This window comes from Sneathiella marina (genome assembly GCF_023746535.1).
Classification (GTDB): Bacteria; Pseudomonadota; Alphaproteobacteria; order Sneathiellales; family Sneathiellaceae; genus Sneathiella; species Sneathiella marina.
The window spans coordinates 2,883,687-2,899,882 of sequence record NZ_CP098747.1; the positions used below are offsets into that span (position 1 = coordinate 2,883,687).

A 16,196-nucleotide genomic window follows, 5' to 3' on the forward strand; every position below is an offset into this window, starting at 1 on the left:
CTACCAGCGATAATGAGCAAAAGCGCGGTTCGCTTCAGCCATCTTATGTGTATCTTCGCGTTTTTTAACAGCGCCACCACGCTCGTTGGACGCATCCAGAATCTCGCCAGACAGCCGATCAACCATTGTCACCTCTGAGCGTTTACGAGCGCTTGAAATCAACCAACGAATTGCCAGCGCCTGAGCGCGATCGGAACGAACCTCAACAGGCACCTGATATGTCGCTCCACCAACCCGGCGGGACCGCACTTCAAGATCCGGCTTAATTTTATCGAGAGCTTCGTGAAATACTTCAACCGGACTATTTCCAGTTTTCTTTTCAATCATGTCGAAGGCACCATAAACGATACCTTCTGCTGTAGTTTTTTTGCCCGCAAGCATCAGGGAGTTCATGAACTTGGTCAGAACAACATCACCAAATTTTGCGTCTGGTAGGACTTCGCGCTTTTCTGCGGCGTGACGACGTGACATCCGATAATTCCTTATTTAGGCTTCTTCGCGCCATATTTGGAGCGGCGTTGGCGGCGATCATTAATACCTTGTGTATCCAGAACACCACGAATGATGTGATATCGGACACCAGGCAAATCTTTTACACGACCGCCACGAATCAAGACGACGGAATGTTCCTGCAGGTTATGCCCCTCACCCGGGATATAACTTGTCACTTCAAAACCGTTCGTCAGACGAACACGGGCGACTTTACGCAAAGCCGAGTTCGGCTTTTTAGGCGTTGTCGTATACACTCTTGTGCAAACACCACGTTTCTGCGGGCATGCTTCCATAGCAGGCACTTTATTACGCGAAACCGGCGATTTGCGCGGATTTCTAATCAGCTGATTAATAGTAGGCATTCTTGTTCCTATCAATTTCATACCGCAAATAGCACAGCCGCGTGCAGCTGCGGCTCTGCTCGCGGTCGGGGTTTTTTGCGTCCACCCGAAAAGACTTAACACGCACGTTTTTTGACAAAATCCTGACGACGCACGGAAAAAACTAAGCAACAAGGTTGTCAGGAGCGCGCAATATATGGGCGAGTCACTTCCCAGTCAAGCAGAAAAGATTGCGATTTCATTAAAGTCTTCAAACCGCAGTTTCTTGCCTCCTTGAGCCATGTATTTAGCACAGAATGTGGCATTCTGCGGGCAATTCAAATGCTTCTTCTCAAATACCCGAAGAAAACACTCTTCTCTACGAAAAAACGGCGCTCATTTCGGAGCACCGTTTCTCTCATTTTCAAGAATCTATTCTCGATCCCCCGTTAAGAGCATCGCGATTCCTTTTTATTCTGCAGCCGGCATTTCTTCGGACGACTCTGGCACATCCAACTCAGCTGGAGCCGAATTTTCCTGAAGTTCCCGGTCACGGGCAGCTGCCTGCAGTTTAAGGCGGGTCATCTGTGCACCGGTTCCCGCCGGGATCAACCGACCAACAATGACATTCTCTTTCAGGCCTGTCAGTGTATCTTTCTTGCCGGCGACAGAGGCCTCGGTAAGAACGCGGGTCGTTTCCTGGAAAGATGCCGCTGAGATAAAGGAATTCGTCTGCAAGCTTGCTTTCGTGATACCCAACAAAATTGGGCTTCCTTGCGCAGGCTCAAGTCCCTCGTCAGCCAGTTTCAGATTTTGAGCTTCAAATTCTTCGCGATCAACATGCTCACCAATAAGGAACGTGCTTTCACCAGATTTTTCAATCTCGACTTTCTGCAACATCTGACGGCAGATAACTTCAATATGTTTGTCGTTGATCGGCACGCCTTGCAAACGGTAGACATCCTGAATTTCATTGATCAGGAAGTTCGCCAATGCTTCAACACCCAGGACTTTCAGAATATCATGCGGTGCAGGATTACCATCAAGCAGGTAATCCCCTACCCTTACATAATCCCCTTCATTAACTGCAAGATGCTTGCCTTTTGGAATTAAATACTCAACCGGTTCAGCCCCTTCGCCCTCAGGACGAATGGAAACCCGGCGCTTGGATTTGTAGTCTTTTCCAAATTCAACAAAGCCGTCTGCTTCGGCAATAATCGCATGGTCTTTCGGACGTCGCGCTTCAAATAGTTCCGCCACACGCGGCAGACCACCTGTAATATCCTTCGTTTTCGAGCTTTCCTTCGGAATACGCGCGATAATATCACCGGCCTGAACAGAAGCACCATCTTCCACGGACAAGATCGCGTCTACAGGCAGGAAGTACCGTGCCTCATGGCCACTTGGCAATGTGAGAAGCTCCCCTTTGTCGTCACGCAATGTCACCCGGGGACGCAAATCGCTGCCTTTCGGCTGCTGCTTCCAATCCACGACGATCTTACGAGCGATACCAGTGGCTTCATCGACCTGATCGACAATCGATACACCATTGACCAGATCTTTATATCCGACGACACCTTCAAGTTCCGTAATCACCGGCGTTGTAAACGGATCCCATTGCGCCAGTTTATCACCTGGTTTCGCGATTTCTCCGTCGTCAACAAGCAAGCGTGTACCATAATTAATTCTATGGCGTGCCCGCTCGCGGTTATTGCTGTCAACAAGAACAAGTTCAGCATTCCGTCCCATAACAATCGGACGGCCGCTGCTGTCGATAACCACATTGCGGTTTTCGATTTTAATCGTTCCCTCGTGCGATGCTTCGATAGAGGAAACTTCAGCAACCTGCGCCGTACCCCCAATATGGAATGTCCGCATGGTCAGCTGGGTACCCGGCTCACCAATTGATTGCGCTGCAATAACGCCAACTGCTTCGCCAATATTGACAGGGGTTCCCCGCGCCAGGTCACGGCCATAACATTTACCGCAAATCCCGCCTTTAGTTTCACATGTCAACACGGAGCGGATCAGAACCTGTTCCACCCCACCGGTTTCGGCCAGCACAGAAGTCTGTTCATCGAACATTTCACCGCCGGCGACAATGACGTCACCCGTTATTGGATTAACGACATCAACTGCTGCGGTCCGACCCAGAAGTCGTGCGCTGAGCGGTGAAATAATATCACTGCCTTCGACGACTTCACGAACAGTTACACCTTTTTCTGTTCCGCAATCCTCAACGATGACGACGCAATCCTGCGCGACATCAACAAGACGGCGTGTCAGATAACCGGAGTTAGCGGTTTTCAAGGCTGTATCTGCAAGACCTTTACGGGCTCCATGGGTCGAGTTGAAATATTCAAGAACGCTCAACCCTTCCTTAAAGTTGGAGATAATCGGTGTTTCAATGATCTCGCCGGACGGCTTCGCCATCAATCCACGCATTCCCGCCAGCTGCTTCATCTGGGCCGCGGAACCACGGGCTCCGGAATTGGCCATCATAAAGATTGAGTTAATACCAACCTGGCGATCATCCTCGTCCATTTCCACGGCTTCAATGACCTTCATCATTTCATCCGCAACCTTGTCCGTACATTGTGACCAGGCATCAATAACCTTGTTGTACTTCTCACCTTGCGTAATCAGGCCATCATAATATTGGCGCTCATATTCTTCGGCGAGTTTCCGAGTATCCTCAACAAGAGCTTCCTTCGAAACCGGAATTCTCATGTCGTCCTTGCCGAAAGAAATACCGGCACGGCACGCATGCGCAAATCCCAGACCCATGATCCGGTCGGCAAATATAACCGTTTCCTTCTGACCGCAATGACGATAAACCTCGTCAATCACCTGGGTGATTTCCTTCTTGGTCAACAGGCGGTTAATCAGATTGAAGCTGATTTTGGCATTCTTCGGAAGAATTTCTTCGATCAGCATACGGCCCGGTGTCGTTTCAACCAGCTCCCGTGTTTGCGACCCGTCTTCATGAGTGACAGTAATCTTCGTTTTGATCTTACTGTGAAGCGTCAGGATATTATGCTCGATGGCGTGTGTCGCTTCCGCAACGTCCGCGATGACCATGCCTTCGCCTGGCTCGTTTTCAATATCCATTGTCAGGTAATAAATACCAAGAACGATGTCCTGACTTGGAACGATAATCGGCTTACCACTGGCCGGGCTCAAGATGTTGTTGGTAGACATCATCAGGACACGGGCTTCGAGCTGCGCTTCAAGGGACAACGGTACATGAACGGCCATCTGGTCGCCATCAAAGTCAGCGTTGAAAGCTGTACAGACCAACGGATGCAATTGAATTGCCTTACCCTCGATCAAAACAGGTTCAAATGCCTGAATACCAAGTCTGTGCAAAGTCGGTGCCCGGTTCAATAGCACAGGATGTTCGCGGATAACTTCTTCAAGTATATCCCAAACTTCCGGCCGCTCCTTTTCAACCAGTTTCTTGGCCATCTTAACCGTCGCCGCCATGCCTTTTAGTTCAAGCTTGGCATAGATAAACGGTTTAAAGAGCTCGAGCGCCATTTTCTTCGGCAACCCGCATTGGTGCAACTTCAGTTCCGGTCCAACAACGATAACGGATCGTCCAGAATAGTCGACACGTTTACCAAGCAGGTTCTGACGGAAACGTCCCTGCTTACCTTTAAGCATATCGGACAAGGATTTAAGCGGACGTTTATTGGCACCTGTAATAACCCGGCCACGGCGGCCATTGTCAAACAAGGCATCGACTGATTCCTGAAGCATCCGCTTTTCGTTCCGGACAATGATATCCGGAGCACGCAGTTCGATCAGCCGCTTCAAACGGTTGTTCCGGTTAATAACCCGGCGATAGAGATCGTTCAGGTCCGACGTTGCGAACCGGCCACCGTCAAGTGGCACAAGCGGGCGCAATTCAGGCGGGATAACCGGAATTACCTGCAGGATCATCCATTCAGGACGGTTGCCTGATTCCATGAAAGCTTCAATAATTTTAAGGCGCTTCGCCAACTTCCGTGGCTTCGCCTCCGAGGTGGTTGTCCGCATTTCTTCACGGATTTCATCGCGGATAGCTTCCAGATCAAGGGCGGAAAGAATATCACGAATAGCTTCTGCACCGATACCGGCAGTAAAGGCATCTTCGCCATACTCGTCCTGCGCATCCATATGCTCTTCTTCGCTTAACAGCTGGAACTGTTTAAGCGGTGACAAGCCAGGTTCGATCACAACATAGTTTTCGAAGTAAAGGATGCGTTCCAGGTCTTTCAACGTCATATCCAGCAACAGTCCGATACGGGACGGCAGGGATTTCAGGAACCAGATATGAGCCACAGGCGACGCTAGCTCGATATGAGCCATACGTTCACGGCGAACTTTCGACAATGTAACTTCAACACCGCATTTCTCACATGTAATGCCGCGGTATTTCATGCGCTTATATTTACCGCACAAACATTCGTAATCTTTTATCGGGCCAAATATTCTGGCGCAGAAAAGGCCATCTTTTTCTGGCTTGAATGTTCGGTAATTGATGGTTTCAGGTTTCTTGATCTCACCAAAGGACCAGGACCGGATGCGTTCTGGGGACGCAATCGAAATCCGGATTTCATCAAAAGCCTGAGTGCCCTGTGGCTGACCAAAAAGGTTCATCAACTCATTCATGGACCATCTCTCCTATTTAAACCCGGTGGCTCCGGGCGGCGCAACAAATGCGGCCTAAATTTCGTTATCTGTGACCGTCGTCGTAAGAGGTCCCGGCTTGCGCCGGAACCTCATGTTTTAATAACCGATTTGCGAAAGCTCCACATTCAGGCACAGGGATCTCATTTCCTTGACCAGAACATTAAAGCTTTCCGGAATACCGGCTTCAAAAGTATCATCACCGCGAACAATGGCTTCGTAAACCTTGGTCCGGCCGGCCACGTCATCGGATTTCACCGTCAACATTTCCTGCAGAGTATAGGCTGCGCCATAAGCCTGCAATGCCCAGACCTCCATTTCACCAAAGCGCTGTCCACCGAACTGCGCTTTACCACCAAGTGGCTGCTGCGTGACAAGACTGTAAGGCCCGATCGACCGGGCATGGATCTTGTCATCCACGAGATGGTGGAGTTTCAGCATGTAAATATAGCCAACGGTAACTTTCCGGTCGAATGTTTCGCCGGTACGGCCATCAACCAGGGTAACCTGTCCGGATGTATCCAGACCGGCGACTTTAAGCAGGCGGTTGATATCATCTTCCTTGGCGCCGTCAAAAACGGGAGTTGCCATCGGCACACCATTGCGAAGATTGCCCCCTAGCTCAAGGAACTGATCGTCGGACATTCCTGAAATTTTTTCTTCATACTCATCGTCGCCATAGACTTCTTTGAGTTTGTCTTTCAGGGGTTGCAGATCTTCGGAGCCACGTTTGATCCGTGTCATGATCTCGGTGACCTGCATGCCAATACCATGGCTTGCCCAACCCAGATGGGTTTCCAGAATCTGGCCCACGTTCATACGCGACGGCACACCCAGAGGGTTCAAAACGATATCTACCGGTTTTCCGTCTTCAAGATATGGCATATCTTCTTGCGGCATAATCCGGGAAATAACCCCTTTGTTACCATGACGGCCGGCCATTTTGTCACCAGGCTGAAGCTTCCGCTTCACGGCAACAAAGACTTTGACCATTTTCATGACCCCGGGAGGAAGCTCATCCCCGCGTTGCAGTTTGTCGACCTTGTTTTCAAACCGGGCACGAAGTCCGCCAATGGCTTCATCATACTGCTTTTTAAGCTGTTCGATTTTTTCCATTGCCGCGTCGTCTTTGACAGAAATCTGCCACCAAACACCGGTATGCAGATCCATCAGTTTTTCGGAGTCGATAACTTCTCCAGCTTTAAACTCTGATGGGCCCGATGCAACTTTCTGTGACACGAGCAAGCTCTTCAACCGGTCATAAATTGTCCGCTCAAGAATGGCTTTCTCATCGTCGCGGTCTTTTGCCAGATGCTCGATCTCATCCCGTTCAATGGCAAGAGCCCGTTCGTCTTTTTCCACACCATGGCGGTTAAAGACCCGCACCTCAACAACCGTTCCCGCCACACCTGGTGGCAAGCGAAGAGAGGTATCACGAACATCGGAGGCTTTCTCACCAAAGATCGCCCGAAGCAGTTTTTCTTCCGGGGTCATTGGGCTTTCGCCCTTCGGCGTGATTTTACCAACCAGAATGTCGCCCGGCTGGATTTCCGCACCCACATAGACAATCCCGGCTTCATCGAGACTTTTCAGTCCTTCTTCACCAACATTTGGAATGTCGCGGGTAATTTCCTCCGGACCAAGCTTCGTGTCACGGGCCATGACTTCGAATTCTTCAATATGGATGGACGTGAAGACGTCGTCTTTCACGATCCGCTCCGAGATAAGAATTGAATCTTCAAAGTTATACCCATTCCAAGGCATAAAGGCGACAAGGACATTCCGCCCCAATGCCAATTCACCCAGGTCTGTCGACGGACCATCACAAATGATGTCTCCGGCAATAACCTCATCCCCGACTTTAACCAGCGGACGCTGGGTGATGCAGGTATTCTGGTTTGACCGTTGGAACTTCAGAAGATTGTAGATATCAACACCGGAGCGGCTCAAATCAGCTTCATCCGTTGCCCGGATAACGATACGGGTCGCATCTACCTGATCCACAATACCGGAGCGTTTTGCAACAGTTGCCACACCGGAATCCCGGGCAACGCGTTCTTCCATGCCGGTTCCGACGAATGGCGCTTCCGCGCGCAGCAACGGAACAGCCTGACGCTGCATGTTCGACCCCATAAGGGCGCGGTTCGCATCATCATTTTCCAGGAATGGAATAAGCGCGGCACCAACAGATACCAGCTGTTTTGGCGATACGTCGATGTAGGTTATGTCTTCGGGTTTGGCGACAACATATTCACCTTGTGCCCGACAGCGTACGAAATCATCTGTGAAAGAGCCTTTTGCGTCCATTTCAGCGTTCGCTTGCGAAATCGTATGCTTGTTTTCCTCCATTGCTGAAAGATACTTGATATCGCCGGTTAGCTTTCCGCCTTCGACCCGCTGATACGGGCTTTCAATAAACCCATACTTATTCACCCGGGCAAATGTTGCCAATGAGTTGATCAAGCCGATATTCGGACCTTCCGGTGTTTCAATCGGACAGATACGGCCGTAATGGGTTGGATGCACATCCCGTACTTCAAAACCAGCACGTTCGCGGGTCAATCCACCCGGTCCAAGTGCAGATAAACGACGCTTATGCGTAATTTCGGAAAGCGGGTTGGTCTGATCCATAAACTGGCTAAGCTGGCTCGAGCCAAAGAATTCACGAACCGCGGCGGCGGCTGGTTTCGCGTTGATCAGGTCATGTGGCATGACGGTGTCAATTTCGACAGAACTCATACGCTCCCGAATGGCGCGTTCCATCCGCAGCAGGCCAATGCGATATTGGTTTTCCATCAATTCGCCAACAGACCGAACCCGACGGTTACCTAGGTTATCGATATCGTCTGTTTCACCATGACCGTCTTTAAGGCGGACCAGTGTTTTTACGACATCTAGGATATCCTCTTTGCGTAAAACACGCACCGTATCTTCCACATCCAGATCCAGGCGCATATTCATTTTCGCCCGGCCAACAGCCGAAAGATCATACCGTTCTGAATCAAAGAACAATCCGTGGAAAAGTGCCTCTGCCGTTTCCTCGGTCGGGGGCTCACCCGGGCGCATTACACGATAAATATCGATAAGAGCCTGATCACGAGAATTGCTCTTGTCCACGGCCAGTGTATTGCGAATATAAGGGCCGACACTTACGTTATCGATGTCCAACGTCGGAATTTGCTTGAATCCCGATGCTTCCAGCTGATCAATAAGTGCTTCGGTCAGTTCTTCACCAGCCTCTACAAAAACCTCACCGGTTTTTTCATTAATCAGGTCTTCGGCAACAAACCGGCCGACCAAATCAAGATGTCCGACGAGCATGTCCTTCAAGCCGGCTTCCGTTAATTTATTCGCGAGACGCTGGGTAACTTTCGTACCTGCTTCCGCAACAACTTTTTGAGTATCTGCATCCACAAGGTCCCGGATCAGCCGGCTTCCCCGAACACGCTCTACATTAAACGGTGTCCGCCAGCCCTTTTTGTCCAGCTTGTAGACGACCTGGTCATAGAAGAAGGCCAGAATATCTTCATGGCTCATCTCAAGCGCTTGCAACAACGCCGTTACAGGCAATTTCCGGCGCCGGTCGATCCGAACATGGACAATGTCCTTGGCGTCAAATTCAAAATCCAGCCATGAACCACGGTATGGAATGACACGGGCCGCGAACAATAACTTGCCGCTGGCATGTGTTTTACCTTTGTCATGGTCAAAGAAAACGCCGGGGCTACGATGCATCTGAGAGACAATAACGCGCTCGGTACCGTTGATAATGAACGTTCCCTTGTCTGTCATCAGGGGCATATCGCCCATGTAAACACTTTGTTCCTTGATATCCAGAACGGATTTAGCTTCCGTATCCGGGTCCACTTCAAATACGATGAGGCGCAGCGTCGCTTTCAGCGGTGCGCCAAAGGTCATGCCCCGTTGCTGGCATTCCTCTTCATCATATTTTGGTGGCTCAAATTCATAGCTTACGAATTCCAGGCTCGCTGTGTCGGCAAAATCTTTGATTGGAAAGACTGACTTGAAGACGGCTTGAAGCCCTTCGTCTCCGCGCTCAAGTGGCGCGACGTGCTTCATCAAAAACGCGTCATAGGAAGTTTTCTGAACTTCAATCAAGTTCGGCATTTCCGTTGCCGCCTCAATACTTCCAAAGTTTTTACGAACGCGCTTGCGACCGGTGAACGACTGCAATATGCCCATGCCAAATCCCCGTGTGTTTATTGGCCTATTAAAAAACAGCCTTCCTTATAAAGAAAGGATGCCTGTCAGATATATTTTTTTAAAATCAAACGATTAAGGATCGATCTTAAATTACACATCCAACTAATTCAGTGTCAGTATTCGGCGACTGACGGTGCCTGCGTATTTGGAAATCCCGCCGGATTGCCGCTGCCTTGTTCAGAAAGCGGCTGCGGGGAAGGCAGCAAACGCCACCTTCCCCGTTACCAATTTAGCAATCCAAAGACCGCTGCATCCGTCATGCTTATTTAAGCTCAACAGTTGCACCAGCACCTTCGAGTTGTTCTTTGATTTTGTTAGCTTCGTCTTTAGGTGCGCCTTCTCTAACAGCTTTAGGTGCAGCTTCGACGAGGTCTTTCGCATCTTTAAGGCCCAGGCCAGTGATAGCGCGGACTTCTTTAATGACATTGATTTTCTTTTCGCCAACAGACGCAAGAATAACATCAAACTCATCTTTTTCTTCAGCAGCAGCGGCATCACCACCACCAGCACCCGGAGCGGCAGCAACAGCAACTGGTGCTGCGGCGGAAACGCCCCATTTTTCTTCTAGAAGTTTTGCAAGATCTGCAGCTTCCAGCACAGTTAGGCTGGAAAGGTCTTCGGCAATCTTTTCGAGATCGGCCATTGTACTATTCTCCTCAGGTAAACCTATTGGTTCATATCAAAAAATTAACTGGCTTTTACATCTAACCCTGTTCGGCTTTCGCCGACAGGACACGGGCCAACTGGCCGGCAGGAGCGGCAACAACACCGGCGATTTTCGTCGCAGGTGCTTGCAGCAATCCAACCAATTTACCACGAAGTTCATCAAGCGATGGGAGGCTTGCAAGAGACTTGACTGCCGCAGCATCAAGTTCCGTAGAGCCCATAGCACCGCCAATAACGACAAACTTCTCATTCCCTTTTGCATAATCCATAACAACCTTAGGGGCCGATACCGGATCGCTTGAATAAGCAATACCAACAGGGCCTTTCAGTTTGTCGGACAGGGAACTATAGTCCGTGCCATCAAGAGCGAGACGCGCAAGCCGATTTTTAGTCACTTTGAAGTTGGCGCCGGCTTCATGCATCTTCACGCGCAAATTCGTCATTTCTGCCACAGTGAGACCACTGTACTCGGCAACAACAACAACACCTGCATCCGCGAAGACACCATTCATTTCGGCAACCAATGCTTCTTTTTGCGATCGGTCCACTCGTCGTCTCCAGTATTTAGAATATCGTCAAACTTTAGACAACATTCCGGTTTCAAATAGATCTGACCAAATGCCAGATCCGTTATACTGTCCCAGGTCCACCTGAATTGCTGACCAGCAGCGAATTATTTAGTTTCCCTGTCTATGTAGGCAACAAATGTTATTAAATTTCCAAAAAGGAAACACCTACAGTCTCGGACAGACGGGTTGGCAAGCCAACCCGACATTTACTGCCCCGAAGAGCAGCAAATTTTTTGTTGGCTAGATTACGTCGCCAACTTCAAGCTTCACACCCGGGCCCATTGTAGAGCTTACAGCAATCTTCTTGACAAATGTTCCTTTGGCACCTGTTGGTTTGGCTTTCAGAACCGCTCCGACAAAGGCCTTAATGTTTTCGTTCAACGCTTCTTTCGTAAAGCTGGATTTACCCAATCCGGCGTGAACAATACCTGTTTTCTCAGCCCGGAACTCAACCTGCCCACCCTTCGCTGCCTTAACAGCATCCGTGATGTTGGGTGTTACCGTACCAAGTTTCGGATTTGGCATCAGTCCGCGGGGACCAAGTACCTTACCCAAACGACCAACAACCGCCATCATGTCAGGTGTTGCGATACAACGGTCAAAATCCATGGCACCTGCCTGAATTTTTTCCATCAAGTCTTCCGCACCGACCAATTCTGCACCGGCAGCAGTCGCTTCCTCTGCTTTGTCGCCACGTGCGAACACAGCGACACGAACAGATTTGCCTGTGCCGTTGGGCAGCTGGATCACACCGCGGACCATCTGATCCGCATGCCGGGGGTCGACCCCCAGGTTCATGGCGATTTCAACAGTTTCGTCAAATTTCGAGCTTGCGTTCGCCTTTACAATATCCACGGCCTCGGCCAAGGGATAATGTTTTTCTTTGTCGTGCATTTCGACAGCGACTTTTTGTCTCTTCGTCAGCTTTGCCATTTTATCCCACCACCTCAAGACCCATAGAACGAGCCGAGCCTTTGATAATATTCATTGCAGCATCAATATCATTGGCATTTAGATCTACCATTTTAGCTTCTGCAATCTCACGCACTTGCGCGGATGTTACTGATCCAGCGACTTCCTTGTTTGGATTGCTGCCGCCTTTCTTGAGGCCGGCAGCCTTTTTCAAGAAGTAGGATGCAGGTGGTGTTTTTGTAATAAATGTAAAAGACCGATCCGCGTATACTGTAATGACCGTTGGAATTGGCATGCCGCCTTCCATATTTCCAGTCGACGCATTAAACGCTTTGCAGAATTCCATGATATTCACACCCTGCTGACCCAATGCCGGACCAATAGGAGGTGACGGATTTGCCTGTCCCGCAGGGACCTGCAACTTTATATAACCTGTAATCTTCTTTGCCATTTTCTACCCTATTCATTTTCTAAGGGGCTGTGGTACAGCCATGGCCGGCCTCCCACAACAATCCCGCACCATGCGAGATCACAAACCAGTCTTAACTCTTTTCAACCTGCGAATAATCCAATTCAACAGGTGTCGATCTTCCAAAAATAGAAACTGAAACTTTCAGCTTCGCTTTTTCTTCGTCTACTTCTTCTACTAAACCCAGGAAAGTGGCGAACGGGCCGTCACTCACCCGGACTTCTTCACCAAGCTCAAAGGTAATCGATGGTTTCGGCCGCTCGATTCCCTCTTGCACCTGATTAAGAACTGCCATTGCCTCTTTTTCAGAAATCGGTGTCGGCTTATTCCCGTTCCCAAGAAATCCTGTCACTTTCGGCAGATTTTTAACCAAATGATAGGACTCATCATTCATTTCCATATGGGCCAGCACATATCCGGGGAAAAACTTCCGTTCCGCACTTACTTTCTGCCCGCGCCGCACTTCAACTACTTCTTCGACAGGAACCAGAACTTCTTCAAACTGATCGGCCATGCCTTTGACAATGGCTTGCTCCTTAACGGATTGAGCCACTTTTTTTTCAAAGCCTGAATAGGCATGAATTATATACCAACGCTTTGCCATCTAATCAGGATCCCAAAGACAGAATAAATTTGACGATATGCTGAATACCAAAATCAACTGCGAAAAAGAACATTGAAGCCAAAAAAACCATAACAAATACCATGCCAGTGGTTACCAGCGTCTCTTTCCGCGTTGGCCACGTGACTTTGGAAGCTTCCTGCCGCACTTGACGGATAAAAGCGCCTGGATTTACCTTTGCCATATTTTCCTCAAAAAACTCATCAGCAGCCGGAATAATCCGGCGGTATACAAGACTTTAACAAATAGATCAACCAGATTGGCAGGAGAGGAGGGACTCGAACCCACAACCCCCGGTTTTGGAGACCGGTGCTCTACCAATTGAGCTACACTCCTCCGGTCTGAATTGGCACGACCGAGCCGCCGGAATTAGTTCCAGCGGCTCGGTACATGATAATCTCTACTTGTATGTAGTCGTCTTAACTATCAATACAACCGTTTGACAGCCTCTCTTATTTAGAAACGCTTGCGACGACGCCGGCACCGACGGTCCGGCCACCTTCGCGAATAGCGAAACGCAGGCCTTCATCCATGGCAATCGGCGCAATCAACTCAACGTCCATTGTTACATTGTCGCCCGGCATCACCATCTCCGTGCCCGACGGCAGGGAAACAACACCGGTTACATCTGTTGTCCGGAAGTAAAACTGCGGACGGTAGTTGGTAAAGAACGGTGTATGACGCCCGCCTTCATCTTTCGTCAGAATGTAGGCTTCTGCCTTGAAGTTCGTATGCGGGGTGATCGATCCCGGCTTCGCCAGAACCTGGCCACGCTCAACATCTTCACGCTTCGTACCCCGAAGAAGAACACCAACGTTATCGCCGGCCTCTCCGCGGTCCAGAAGCTTGCGGAACATTTCAACACCTGTACAAGTCGTCTTCGTTGTATCCCGGATACCGATGATCTCAACTTCTTCACCGACATTCACAACGCCGCTTTCAATACGACCGGTCACAACCGTGCCCCGACCGGAAATCGAAAACACATCTTCGATCGGCATCAAGAAAGCCTTGTCAATTTCACGCTCAGGCTGAGGAATGTACTCATCAACCGCCGCCATCAGCTTCATGATCGCGTCCGCGCCGATTTCAGGGTCACGGCCTTCAAGCGCTGCCAGGGCAGAACCGGCAACAATCGGAATATCGTCTCCAGGGAATTCATACTCGGAAAGCAATTCCCGGATTTCCATTTCAACAAGCTCCAGAAGCTCTTCGTCGTCAACCTGGTCAACCTTGTTCATGAACACCACTAGCGCCGGAACACCAACCTGACGCGCAAGCAGGATATGCTCCCGTGTCTGTGGCATCGGTCCGTCCGCGGCAGACACAACCAAAATCGCCCCATCCATCTGCGCCGCGCCCGTGATCATGTTCTTCACATAATCCGCATGGCCCGGGCAATCAACATGGGCGTAATGACGCGCATCCGTCTCATATTCAACATGCGCTGTCGAAATCGTAATCCCACGCGCCTTCTCTTCAGGCGCCTTGTCAATTTCGTCAAACGCAAACGCTGCACCGCCACTCGCGTCCGCAAGAACTTTCGTAATCGCCGCCGTCAGCGTCGTCTTACCATGGTCAACATGACCAATCGTTCCTATGTTACAATGCGGTTTACTACGATCAAATTTCTCTTTGGCCATTTTCCGTTGTCCTGAAGCAATAATTACACAGCCTAAAGATACTGAAGACATGTTCCTCAATATCCACATACACATGGCCCTTTATTTGAAGCGCCGGCCAGCGCTTGGAGCGGGTGAAGGGAATCGAACCCTCGTCGTAAGCTTGGAAGGCTTCTGCTCTACCATTGAGCTACACCCGCCTATAACATTTCTTTTCTTCACATTACCAAACACCAGCTCCATGGCAGTTGGCACTGTCTGCAAGTGAATGGTGGAGGGAGTTGGATTTGAACCAACGTAGGCATAGCCAACGGATTTACAGTCCGTCCCTTTTAACCACTCAGGCACCCCTCCTCACATGCAATCACCCGTCGACATTCCCGAGGGTGTCCGGCACTATCGAAAATTCCGGCGTAAAGTCAACTGAAAAAGAGTAAATTTCGAAGAATTCGCATATTTTTTTTGGGCCATTTCAAAAAGCCATCTTGTTGTCAATCCCGAAGCACCATATAAGCGACGCCATGTCCATACACAAGTCCTCAAAAGGCGGTAAGAAAAATTCTTCGATAAGCCGCAGAAATCAAGGCTCTTCACGCCAGGCTGCGCGGCGGCCCGGCAAATCCACTGCCGCGGAAGAGAGCTGGTTTTACGGTGACCATGCGGTCTTTGCCGCATTGGCCAATCCGCAAAGAAAACTTAAGCGCCTTCTGATTACAAAAGCAAAAATCTCCGGCCTCGACTCAGATAGAAGAAATCTCATTGAAGCAAACGGACAATTTGAAATTGTCGACAAGGACACCATAAGCGCTGCCCTGCTCGACAATGCGGTACATCAAGGAGTAGCTGCCCTTCCCTTGCCACTTGCCGATCTAACCATCGACGATTTATTGGGTATGGATGCACAAGCTTCTGAAACAGTTGCAGTGCTGGACCAGGTTACAGATCCTCACAATGTCGGCGCTATCCTTCGCTCGGCCGCCGCTTTCAATATAAAAGCTGTTATTGTCCCCGATCGGCATTCGCCGCCGATCACAGGTGTTCTGGCACGTTCAGCATCAGGTGCAGTTGAAACCGTGCCGATAATTCGTGTGGGAAATCTATCACGTGCCCTGGACCAGTTAGCCGACAAAGGCTTTTGGCGAATCGGACTGGACGGATATGCAGAAACACTATTGGAAACCGTCAGCAGTGATTTAAAGAAAATAGCAATTGTTCTTGGCTCCGAAGGGAAAGGCCTTCGTCACCTCACATCGCAGAAATGCGACTTGCTCGCCAAGTTGCCCATTAGCCCAGGTATTGAAAGTCTCAATGTCTCCAACGCAGCCGCCATTACCTTTTATGAGCTCGCAAGATCCCGTTAACGTGAGCAAGTCATTTTTATTTCCATCCCGACCGCCAAAAACTGCCAAAAAAAACAAAAATATAAAACTCATCAAATTCCGGCGAAAAACTCTGGACAGAACAAATGCTGCAAGATATAAGCAGCCCGCAGAACAGTGATGGCTTCATCATTATTGCTGACGAAATTATGCCGCTATAGCTCAGTTGGTAGAGCAGTTGATTTGTAATCATCAGGTCCCGAGTTCGACTCTTGGTGGCGGCACCATTTCTCCCCTTAAATACAAT

The 16,196-nt window shown here is 49.7% G+C and carries 12 protein-coding genes and 4 tRNA genes; 2 read left to right on the top strand and 14 right to left on the bottom strand.

Annotated features, from left to right (window positions below; translation table 11 throughout):
- The 14 genes from rpsG to NBZ79_RS13990 all read right to left on the bottom strand — a co-directional run bounded on the left by rpsG (window position 1) and on the right by NBZ79_RS13990 (window position 14,924).
- The gene (gene rpsG / locus NBZ79_RS13925) at window positions 1-471 is read right to left on the bottom strand and encodes a 30S ribosomal protein S7 (RefSeq protein WP_251933095.1); all 471 of its coding nucleotides are present in this window, start codon (window positions 469-471) and stop codon (window positions 1-3) included.
- An 11-nt stretch (window positions 472-482) separates the two neighbouring features.
- A complete protein-coding gene (gene rpsL, locus NBZ79_RS13930) occupies window positions 483-854 on the bottom strand; it encodes a 30S ribosomal protein S12 (protein ID WP_251933097.1) in 372 nt (123 codons plus the stop codon).
- 429 nt (window positions 855-1,283) lie between these two features.
- On the bottom strand, window positions 1,284-5,468 hold the full coding sequence (gene rpoC / locus NBZ79_RS13935) for a DNA-directed RNA polymerase subunit beta' (protein WP_251933098.1): 4,185 nt from the start codon (window positions 5,466-5,468) through the stop codon (window positions 1,284-1,286).
- A 117-nt stretch (window positions 5,469-5,585) separates the two neighbouring features.
- Window positions 5,586-9,683 carry a DNA-directed RNA polymerase subunit beta gene (rpoB, locus tag NBZ79_RS13940; RefSeq protein ID WP_338056153.1) on the bottom strand — a complete coding sequence of 1,366 codons (4,098 nt, stop codon included), beginning with the start codon at window positions 9,681-9,683 and terminating at the stop codon, window positions 5,586-5,588.
- Window positions 9,684-9,972: 289 nt separating this feature from the next.
- Window positions 9,973-10,353 carry a 50S ribosomal protein L7/L12 gene (gene rplL / locus NBZ79_RS13945; protein ID WP_251933100.1) on the bottom strand — a complete coding sequence of 127 codons (381 nt, stop codon included), beginning with the start codon at window positions 10,351-10,353 and terminating at the stop codon, window positions 9,973-9,975.
- Window positions 10,354-10,414: 61 nt separating this feature from the next.
- Window positions 10,415-10,924, bottom strand: a complete 510-nt coding sequence (rplJ, locus tag NBZ79_RS13950; protein ID WP_251933101.1) for a 50S ribosomal protein L10 — start codon at window positions 10,922-10,924, stop codon at window positions 10,415-10,417.
- Between the two features lie 261 nt (window positions 10,925-11,185).
- Window positions 11,186-11,878: a 50S ribosomal protein L1 gene (rplA, locus tag NBZ79_RS13955; protein ID WP_251933102.1), complete on the bottom strand. Its 693-nt coding sequence runs from the start codon at window positions 11,876-11,878 to the stop codon at window positions 11,186-11,188.
- 1 nt (window position 11,879) lies between these two features.
- Complete coding sequence (gene rplK, locus NBZ79_RS13960) at window positions 11,880-12,308, bottom strand: 50S ribosomal protein L11 (RefSeq protein WP_251933107.1); 429 nt, start codon at window positions 12,306-12,308, stop codon at window positions 11,880-11,882.
- A 91-nt stretch (window positions 12,309-12,399) separates the two neighbouring features.
- Window positions 12,400-12,930, bottom strand: coding sequence for a transcription termination/antitermination protein NusG (nusG, locus tag NBZ79_RS13965; protein ID WP_251933109.1), 531 nt, complete (start codon window positions 12,928-12,930; stop codon window positions 12,400-12,402).
- Window positions 12,931-12,934: 4 nt separating this feature from the next.
- A complete protein-coding gene (gene secE, locus NBZ79_RS13970; protein ID WP_251933110.1) occupies window positions 12,935-13,132 on the bottom strand; it encodes a preprotein translocase subunit SecE in 198 nt (65 codons plus the stop codon).
- A gap of 76 nt (window positions 13,133-13,208) precedes the next feature.
- Window positions 13,209-13,284 (bottom strand) — tRNA-Trp (locus NBZ79_RS13975).
- Between the two features lie 116 nt (window positions 13,285-13,400).
- Complete coding sequence (tuf, locus tag NBZ79_RS13980; protein WP_251933092.1) at window positions 13,401-14,591, bottom strand: elongation factor Tu; 1,191 nt, start codon at window positions 14,589-14,591, stop codon at window positions 13,401-13,403.
- Window positions 14,592-14,696: 105 nt separating this feature from the next.
- A tRNA-Gly gene (locus NBZ79_RS13985) sits at window positions 14,697-14,770 on the bottom strand.
- Between the two features lie 69 nt (window positions 14,771-14,839).
- Window positions 14,840-14,924, bottom strand: a tRNA-Tyr gene (locus NBZ79_RS13990).
- Window positions 14,925-15,091: 167 nt separating this feature from the next.
- On the opposite strand from NBZ79_RS13990, the gene rlmB reads away from it, so the two are divergent.
- Window positions 15,092-15,931, top strand: coding sequence for a 23S rRNA (guanosine(2251)-2'-O)-methyltransferase RlmB (gene rlmB / locus NBZ79_RS13995; protein ID WP_251933112.1), 840 nt, complete (start codon window positions 15,092-15,094; stop codon window positions 15,929-15,931).
- Window positions 15,932-16,100: 169 nt separating this feature from the next.
- Window positions 16,101-16,176 (top strand) — tRNA-Thr (locus NBZ79_RS14000).
- Window positions 16,177-16,196: the final 20 nt, after the last annotated feature.

Excerpts from the sequence above, each read along its gene's own strand:
- rpsG (WP_251933095.1), bottom strand. The coding sequence starts at position 471 with ATGTCACGTCGTCACGCCGCAGAAAAGCGCGAAGTCCTACCAGACGCA.
- rpsL (WP_251933097.1), bottom strand. The coding sequence starts at position 854 with ATGCCTACTATTAATCAGCTGATTAGAAATCCGCGCAAATCGCCGGTT.
- rpoC (WP_251933098.1), bottom strand. The coding sequence starts at position 5,468 with ATGAATGAGTTGATGAACCTTTTTGGTCAGCCACAGGGCACTCAGGCT.
- rplL (WP_251933100.1), bottom strand. The coding sequence starts at position 10,353 with ATGGCCGATCTCGAAAAGATTGCCGAAGACCTTTCCAGCCTAACTGTG.
- rplA (WP_251933102.1), bottom strand. The coding sequence starts at position 11,878 with ATGGCAAAGCTGACGAAGAGACAAAAAGTCGCTGTCGAAATGCACGAC.
- rplK (WP_251933107.1), bottom strand. The coding sequence starts at position 12,308 with ATGGCAAAGAAGATTACAGGTTATATAAAGTTGCAGGTCCCTGCGGGA.
- nusG (WP_251933109.1), bottom strand. The coding sequence starts at position 12,930 with ATGGCAAAGCGTTGGTATATAATTCATGCCTATTCAGGCTTTGAAAAA.
- secE (WP_251933110.1), bottom strand. The coding sequence starts at position 13,132 with ATGGCAAAGGTAAATCCAGGCGCTTTTATCCGTCAAGTGCGGCAGGAA.
- tuf (WP_251933092.1), bottom strand. The coding sequence starts at position 14,591 with ATGGCCAAAGAGAAATTTGATCGTAGTAAACCGCATTGTAACATAGGA.
- rlmB (WP_251933112.1), top strand. The coding sequence starts at position 15,092 with ATGTCCATACACAAGTCCTCAAAAGGCGGTAAGAAAAATTCTTCGATA.